1 protein-coding gene is annotated in these 1,316 nt (G+C 49.0%); it reads left to right on the forward strand.

Annotation, left to right across the window (positions count from 1 at the left end; genetic code table 11):
* Nucleotides 1-100 precede the first annotated feature (100 nt).
* Nucleotides 101-1,255 carry an integrase core domain-containing protein gene (locus tag ICN41_RS11175; protein WP_255537992.1) on the forward strand — a complete coding sequence of 385 codons (1,155 nt, stop codon included), beginning with the start codon at nt 101-103 and terminating at the stop codon, nt 1,253-1,255.
* Nucleotides 1,256-1,316: the final 61 nt, after the last annotated feature.

Here is a 1,316-nt window from a genome sequence, read left to right on the forward strand (position 1 = left end):
TGTACGACTCGACACATAGTTAACACTTTATACCGGACACATACTTTACAGTTTTTGGCATAGGAGGGACCACTCTATGCCGTGGAATGAAAGTACGAAGATGGATGAAAAGCTACGTTTTGTGTCTCGTTACCTCGATGGCGAGAAAATTACTACCCTGTGCCAGGAATTTGGCATCTCCAGAGTCACTGGCCATAAGATCATTGATCGTTATAAAGACAGTGGTTTAGAAGCCTTTACGGATCGATCAAGAAGGCCTTTTAGGCAAGCCAACCGGCTGCCCTTCCAGGTCGAGCAACTGATCGTGAACCTCAAAAAGGAGTTCCCCACCTGGGGCGCTCCTAAACTGCGCGACCGCATCCACACCCACTACCCTGAGTTAGCATTGCCCGCCAAGAGTACGGTGCATGCAGTTCTGGATCGCCATGGCCTAGTCAAGAAAAAACGACGCCGCCACCCCAAACTGACCGGGACAAACCTATCGGATCTCAAAGAGCCTAATGCCCTATGGTGCGTCGATTACAAGGGCGAATTTATGCTCGGTAATAAGCAGTACTGCTATCCCTTAACCGTAACGGACTATGCCTCGCGCTTTTTAATTTGTTGTGAGGGTTTAGAGAGTACGAGAGAAGCCCAGGCTTTTACGGTCTTTGAGCAACTCTTTAAAGAGTATGGACTGCCGGGCTCAATCCGTTCAGACAACGGCGTGCCGTTTGCCTGCGCCAATGCACTCTATGGACTCTCGAGTTTGTCAGTTTGGTGGCTCCGCTTAGGTATTGGCATTGAGCGCATTAAGCCCGGCAATCCCCAGCAAAATGGTCGCCATGAACGCATGCATTTAACACTCAAGCAAGCCACGACTAAACCGCCAGCCAAAACGATGTTGCAACAACAAGATAAGTTCGAAGACTTTATCCATGAGTACAACTATGAGCGTCCCCATCAAGCACTAGAGATGAAAAAACCGGCACAACTCTATGTTCCATCCACCCGAAAATACGAAGGGCTGCCCGATGTCAGTTATCCCTTCCATGATAAGACGGTCACGGTGACCAACTGTGGACGCATCTGTCTTGATGGTAAGAAGATTCACTTTAGTACGGTGTTCGCTGGTCATGACGTGGGCCTGCGGCAAGTCGAAGACGACGTGTGGTTAGTGAGCTTTATGGATTACGATATGGCTTACTTTGATATGGAGTCTTCGCGGGTACAAGCCCTAGAAAATCCATTTGGTCCCAAAGTATTGGGGATGTGATTGGTAAAGGTGAAAACCATGTGGTCGGTACCGGACGTAAAGCATGTGTCCGGTACGTACC

Source organism: Polynucleobacter sp. 15G-AUS-farblos (assembly GCF_018882445.1).
Classification (GTDB): Bacteria; Pseudomonadota; Gammaproteobacteria; order Burkholderiales; family Burkholderiaceae; genus Polynucleobacter.